The 6,000-nt window shown below is 70.5% G+C and carries 5 protein-coding genes; 3 read left to right on the top strand and 2 right to left on the bottom strand.

The window, feature by feature from the left end; translation table 11 throughout:
* Positions 1 to 2,290: ComEC/Rec2 family competence protein (locus tag B2284_RS12925; protein ID WP_286697608.1), on the top strand; the 2,290-nt coding region annotated here is incomplete at its 5' end.
* Here the strand turns inward: B2284_RS12925 and B2284_RS12920 are convergent.
* Positions 2,281 to 3,213, bottom strand: a complete 933-nt coding sequence (locus tag B2284_RS12920) for a LysR family transcriptional regulator (RefSeq protein ID WP_062258691.1) — start codon at positions 3,211 to 3,213, stop codon at positions 2,281 to 2,283. The two genes, B2284_RS12925 and B2284_RS12920, sit on opposite strands and share 10 nt — an antisense overlap.
* Positions 3,214 to 3,283: 70 nt before the next feature.
* On the opposite strand from B2284_RS12920, the gene B2284_RS12915 reads away from it, so the two are divergent.
* On the top strand, positions 3,284 to 4,117 hold the full coding sequence (locus B2284_RS12915) for a Sir2 family NAD-dependent protein deacetylase (RefSeq protein ID WP_197418913.1): 834 nt from the start codon (positions 3,284 to 3,286) through the stop codon (positions 4,115 to 4,117).
* A gap of 90 nt (positions 4,118 to 4,207) precedes the next feature.
* Here the strand turns inward: B2284_RS12915 and lexA are convergent, their stop codons facing one another.
* A complete protein-coding gene (gene lexA / locus B2284_RS12910) occupies positions 4,208 to 4,924 on the bottom strand; it encodes a transcriptional repressor LexA (RefSeq protein WP_006946650.1) in 717 nt (238 codons plus the stop codon).
* 337 nt (positions 4,925 to 5,261) lie between these two features.
* On the opposite strand from lexA, the gene B2284_RS12905 reads away from it, so the two are divergent.
* Positions 5,262 to 5,690, top strand: coding sequence for a LysM peptidoglycan-binding domain-containing protein (locus B2284_RS12905; protein ID WP_131940810.1), 429 nt, complete (start codon positions 5,262 to 5,264; stop codon positions 5,688 to 5,690).
* The last annotated feature ends 310 nt before the right edge of the window (positions 5,691 to 6,000 follow it).

Below are 6,000 nucleotides of genomic sequence, written 5' to 3'. Positions count from 1 at the left end.
GCACGAGGGCGAGGATGACGAGAATCCGGCGTCATCCCACGGGTCGGGGTGGGCGCTCTGGGCGCTGCTGGTCATCGCGCTGACGACGATCGTCCTCGCTGCGGCGCAGGTGACGTTGGCGCACGAGGAAGCCGGGCCGGTGACGACGCTGGCCCGTGACCGCGCCGTCGCGACACTCGAGGCGAGAGTGACGGGCCAGCCGCACCGGGTCGTCGGTGCCCGAGGCGACGAGCGCTTCGTCGTCCCGGCCCAGATCGACCGCATCACGGCGCGCGGACGCACGCAGGAGGTCGCGACGCCCGTCATCCTCGTCGGCGATCGTCGGTGGACGAACCTCACCTGGCAGTCCCACCTGCGGGCGCGCGGGCGTCTGGCCCCATCGCAGCGTCTCGGGGCGGCGCGCGCCGTCGTGCAGGTCAACGGCGCCCCGGACGTCGTCGGCGCTCCGCCCTGGGTGGTGACGACACTCGAACCTGTTCGGGCCGGGCTCGTCGGCGCCTCGTCGCAGTTGCCGGACGACCCCGCCGGCCTGTTGCCCGCGCTCGTCGTGGGCGACACGGCCCATCTACCGGACGACCTGACGGACGCGATGAACGCCACCGGCATGTCGCACCTCAACGCCGTGAGCGGTTCGAACGTGACGGTCGTCCTCGTCGCGACGATGTGGTTGTTGGGGTGGTCGCGCACGTCACGTCGGGTGCGGGTGGCCCTGGCTCTCGTCGCGCTCGCCGCGTACGTCGTCCTGTGCCGACCCGAACCGAGCGTGGTGCGCGCGGCCGCGATGGGTGCCGTGGGAGTGCTCGGCACGTCGTGGGGACGCGAACGCGCCGCCTGCCCGGCGCTCGCGGCAGCCATCGTCGGATTGTTGGTGTGGGATCCGTGGCTGGCCGTCAGCGTCGGCTTCGCCTTGTCGGCGCTGGCGACGCTCGGGCTCGTTCTGTTCGCGCGACGCTGGTCGCAGGCCCTGCTCACGAAGCTCGGTTCGCGGCGCGGCCGGTTCGTCGACGGGATGGTCGAGATCACCTGCGTCCCGCTCGCCGCGCAGGCGCTGTGCCTGCCGGTGCTCGTCGCCCTCAATTCGTCGGTGTCGTGGGTCTCGATCCCCGCGAACGTCGCGGCCGAGCCATTCGTCGCGCCGGCGACGCTCGGTGGCATGATCGTGTCGACCGTCGCCGTCATCGCTCCGACGCTCGCAGGGTGGCTCGTGTGGTTGCCGGGGCTGCCCACCTGGGTGATCTGCGCAGTGGCCCGCCTCGCTGACGCCGTCCCCGGCGGCTCGGTGCCCTGGCTCCCGGGGCTGGCCGGAGTCGTGCTCGCCATTGTCGTCGTGGCCGTGCTCCTGTGCGCGTGGCGGGCCATCGTCTTCACCGGTCGCTTCGGTCTCGTCGCGCTCGGGGTCGCGGGGGCGCTCCTGGCGGCTGTGCTCGCGCCGTTGCCGGGGGAGTCGGCCGCACCGCCCGCGTGGGTCTATGCGCAGTGCGCGGTGGGTCAGGGGGATGCCGCGCTCGTGCGCACCGGGGCGACGCGCGCCGTCATGATCGACGTGGGGCCTGCCGACGGCCATCCCGCGCAATGCCTCGAGCGCCACGGCATCACGACGCTCGACGCCGTCATCCTCACCCACTTCCACGCCGACCACGTGGGCGGACTGGCTGAGGTCTTGCGTGCTTCCGACGCTCCGGTGGCGGTCCTCGGAACGTGGGTCATGGAGGGCGCTCAGGAGAGCGAGGGACTCAAAGGCCGCGGTACAGCGGCGTCGTCACGATCGCGCGGCGAGCAGGGCGCGTTGGGTTCGGTGCAAGCAGCGCTCGAACAGCCTCGGGCTTCGCTCGGGGCGCTCGCACCGGGACAACGCCTCGTCATCGGCGAGGTGACGATCGAGGTGCTGTGGCCGCGCCGCGTCATGACGGAGGGGTCGGTGCAGAACAACGCCTCACTCGTGCTCGACGTATCGGCGCCCGCGTATCACGCGCTCATGCTGGGCGATTGCGAACGTGAGGCGCAGGCCGCGGTGATCGAACAGGTGCGTCAGAGCGCCCGGCGACGCGCGTTCGACCTCGTCAAGGTGGCGCACCACGGTAGCTCCAACCAGAACGAGCGCCTCTACGAGGCGGCGGCCGCGCGTCAGGCCGTGATCGGGGTGGGCGCCGGCAACGACTACGGTCACCCGACGAAGAAGACGCTCGAACTGCTGGCCCGGCACGACGCGCGGGTGTGGCGTACCGACACGCAGGGTGACGTGGACGCCCTCGCGACGGGTGGCTCGATCAGCCTGCAGGCTCAGCGATGAGCGTGCTGCGCGCTCGGCACCCGTGCTGCCGCGTCGGCGAGGGCTTCGAGGGTGGCGGTGACGGCGGGGACCCGCTGCAGGTCGGGTGTCGTCACGGCGAACACGCAGCGCCGGCTCGACGGCAGCAGCGGCAACGTCACGACGTCCGGATGCGACGTGGAGCGCAGGATCAGCTCGGGAATGAGCGCGACGCCGAGGCCCTCCGCGACGAGGCCGAGAACGGTGACATAGTCCTCCGTCTCGAACGCGACGTCGGGCGCGTAACCGGCGCCCTGGGCGAGGCTGACGAGGTGGCCACGGCATCGGGGGCACCCCGCGATCCACGAGGCGTCGCTGAGCTCCTCCATGCGGACGCTCTCGGCTGCGGCGAGGGGGTGATCGCGCGGGACGGCGAGACGCACGTCGTCGTGCAGGAGCCCGCGGGTGAGGAACGGGTCCAGGTCCTCGCCTGCGGGGAGCGGGTCCGCGTCGTCGTACGTGAACGCCACGGCGACGTCGCAATCGCCGGCACGCAGGCTCGCCAGGGATTCCGGGGGTTCGGCCTCGGCGAAGCTGACCTTGACGTCTGGGAACCGCTCCTTGACGAGTGCGAGGGCGCGCGGGACGAGCGTTGACGATGCCGACGGGAACGCCATGAGGCGCACCCGCCCGGCGCGCAACCCAGCGATGGCGGCGACCTCACTCTCGGCGGCCTCGAGGGCACTGAGGACGGGCGTCGCCGTGCGCGCCAGCACCTGCCCGGCCTCCGTCAGCCGCACCGAGCGGCCGAGGCGCTCCACTAGAGCCGTCCCGGTCTTCTCCTCGAGACGGCGCACCATCTGCGACACGGCCGGCTGAGAATAGCCGAGAGCGGCAGCGGCGGCGGTGAAGCTGCCCTCGTCGCTGATCGCCTTCATGACGCGGAGCCCGGCTGCATCGATCATGCACCAAGAATAACGTGCTCTTATCCATTGTTGAGACAATCGAACGCAGACCTATGGGAGGGGCAGGATGATGAGCGGCGTCGCGGAACTGACCGATTTCGTGCGCGCGGGAGGGCTCTTCGTCCTCACCGGCGCCGGCATCTCGACCGAATCCGGCATCCCCGACTACCGGCGCCCCGACGGCACGCGCCGCACGGTTCCCATGACATACCAACAGTTCCTCGCCACCCACGAGGCGCGTCAACGGTACTGGGCGCGCAGTGCCGTCGGCTGGGAGATCTTCGACGCGGCGGAACCGAACGTCGGGCACGTCGCGCTGGCGCGACTGCAGGGTGGCGGCCTCGTCGATCACCTCGTGACGCAGAACGTCGACGGCCTTCATGCGCGTGCCGGTGCCCGCGACGTCACCGAGCTGCATGGGTCGCTCGAGCACGTCGTCTGCGTCGCGTGCGGGACGCGGGAAGGGCGCCGTGGCTTCCAGGTACGCCTGCGCGAACTCAACCCCCAGCTGCCGACGCAGGCGCGCCTGCTCGCCGACGGCGACGCGGACGTCGCGGTCGAGCTGGAGCGCGGTGTCATCGTGCCGGCGTGCCTGCGCTGCACGGCCACGACGGTGAAGCCGGACGTCGTCATGTTCGGTGAGTCCGTCGCTCCTGAGGTCGTGGAGGCGCAGATGCGGGCAGTGGAACGCTGCCGGGGCGTGCTCGTGCTCGGCAGTTCGCTCAAGGTGATGTCGGGTTACCGGTTCGTGCTCGCCGCCCTCAAGCAGCAGAAGCCGGTCGCCCTCGTCGGGCTCGGCGCGATGCGTGGCGAGGAGCGGGTCGACCTCGTCGTGCGCGAACCCCTCGGCCCGACCCTCACCGCCGTGTGCGACGCGCTGGGGCTCGACCTCGCGACGTCCTGACGTCTCGGCGTCGAACGTCGGGGCGCAGAAGGGGCTGAGAGTCGAGTTGCAACCACACGCTGGACCGATCCGCGCGGCGCGGCCAGCGCCTCAGATGCTGCGCAGGACGGCCGTGACCTTGCCCATGATGCTCGCGTGGTCGCCGTCGATCGGGGAGTAGGCCTCGTTCGCGGGCATGAGCCACGTCTTGCCCTCGCTGCGGCGCAGCGTCTTGACCGTGGCCTCCGAGTCGAGCAGTGCCGCGACGATCTCCCCGTTGGCGGCGTCGGCCTGGCGTCGCACGACGACCCAGTCGCCCTCGCAGATGGCCGCATCGATCATCGAGTCGCCGACGACGCGCAGCAGGAACAGCTCGCCGTCACCGACGATCTGACGCGGTAGCGGGAAGACGTCCTCGACGGCCTGCTCGGCGAGGATCGGGCCACCGGCCGCGATGCGGCCGACGACCGGCACGTATGACGGCGTGGGTCGCTCGTCGCCCGAGCCCGTCTCGTCGTGCTGCGACTCGGATAGCGCAGACACGGCGTTGCCGCGGTAGCCGCGGGTCGCCGCACCCGAGTCGGGGGAGACGACCTCCATGGCGCGCGGGCGGTTCGGGTCGCGGCGCAGGTATCCCTTGCGCTCGAGTGCGGCGAGCTGATGGGCCACCGAACTCGGGCTCGTCAGACCGACGGCCTCGCCGATCTCACGCAGGCTCGGGGGGTAGCCGCGCTCGTCGACGGAACGTCGGATCACGGTGAGCACCTTGTGCTGGCGTGGCGTCAGCTTGCCCGGCGTGCGCTCCTGCATCGAATGAACGTCACCCATGGTGTGACCCCTCCTGGTCCTCGTCGCACGTCGGTGGTCGCGTTGGCGACACGTGCACCCTCCGGCGGGGCGGAAATGCCCGCCATGACGGGGTTGTCGGTGCGCGGTGCTTGTGTATCTGACATCACCCACAGTACGCGGTGTCGCACACACTTTTCAAAAATGTGTACGAAGAAATCCGTGCGCGCCGTTCGAAAGCACGTTCGGGTGTCGTACAATTGTTCTATCGCACGCGTGTTCGATCGGTCCCTCCGGGCTGACCGGGTCGCGTGAGGAAGCCGCACCGGTGACGGTGTGGCGGCGCCTCGGGGGTATCCCGAGAGAAGGAGTGGTTTCGATGGTTGCTTCGAGTACTGCAGTTCGACGTGAGCCCGTGCTGGGTTCGGGTGTCGACGTGCGCCGCGTGGCGCGGGTCGACGCTGCGGCATCCCGCTCGCACCTCCACCTCGTGCCCACGGGTGGCGCGGTGCAGGTCGTCACGAACTCTCAGAGCGTTCGTTTCGCCCGTCGTCGCTTCACGGCCGTGTGCGTGGCTCTCGTCGTCGTGGCGGGGGCCATCCTCGCGGGCCGGGCGATGGCGAGCGGTGTCGACGGTACGCAGCGGCACGAGGTCACCGTTCGCGCGGGGGAGACGCTTTCGCAGATCGCGGCGCGTGAGATGCCGGGCGTGCGCAACGACCAGGCGGTCGTCGCGATCGAGCACGAGAGCAACCTCGGCTCGTCGCAGGTGCAGGCCGGCCAGAAGGTGATCATCCCCGCACCGTGAAGTGTGACGATCGCCATCGTCGGGTTCGAGGGTTCGAGGGGGCGTGAGTCGCCTCCCCCCCGGCTGGCGCAGGATTCCGCGGCGCACGAGTGGCGGGGGTCGTCGCGAGGTTGCGCAGGGCGAGTAGACGCGGCCTCGGTGCTGTTGCGCGTCGGGTCTCAGGGGCCTAATATCTCTACATGTGGGGCTTTGGCCCCCGCTTCCCCCTAGATGTTGATTCTCCTCCGCTGATGTGCATCTGCGCTCTGAGGCCGGAATCCCGGGGTGGAGCGCCGTCGTCCCGAGTGTTCCCAGCCCCGTCGGAAGGTTT

The sequence above is a fragment of the Dermacoccus sp. UBA1591 genome (assembly GCF_002322065.1).
Classification (GTDB): Bacteria; Actinomycetota; Actinomycetes; order Actinomycetales; family Dermatophilaceae; genus Dermacoccus; species Dermacoccus nishinomiyaensis.
The sequence above is the reverse complement of the archived record's forward strand: the minus strand, read 5'-3'. Positions and strand labels throughout refer to the sequence as shown.

Excerpts from the sequence above, each read along its gene's own strand:
- B2284_RS12920 (WP_062258691.1), bottom strand. The coding sequence starts at position 3,213 with ATGATCGATGCAGCCGGGCTCCGCGTCATGAAGGCGATCAGCGACGAG.
- B2284_RS12915 (WP_197418913.1), top strand. The coding sequence starts at position 3,284 with ATGAGCGGCGTCGCGGAACTGACCGATTTCGTGCGCGCGGGAGGGCTC.
- lexA (WP_006946650.1), bottom strand. The coding sequence starts at position 4,924 with ATGGGTGACGTTCATTCGATGCAGGAGCGCACGCCGGGCAAGCTGACG.
- B2284_RS12905 (WP_131940810.1), top strand. The coding sequence starts at position 5,262 with ATGGTTGCTTCGAGTACTGCAGTTCGACGTGAGCCCGTGCTGGGTTCG.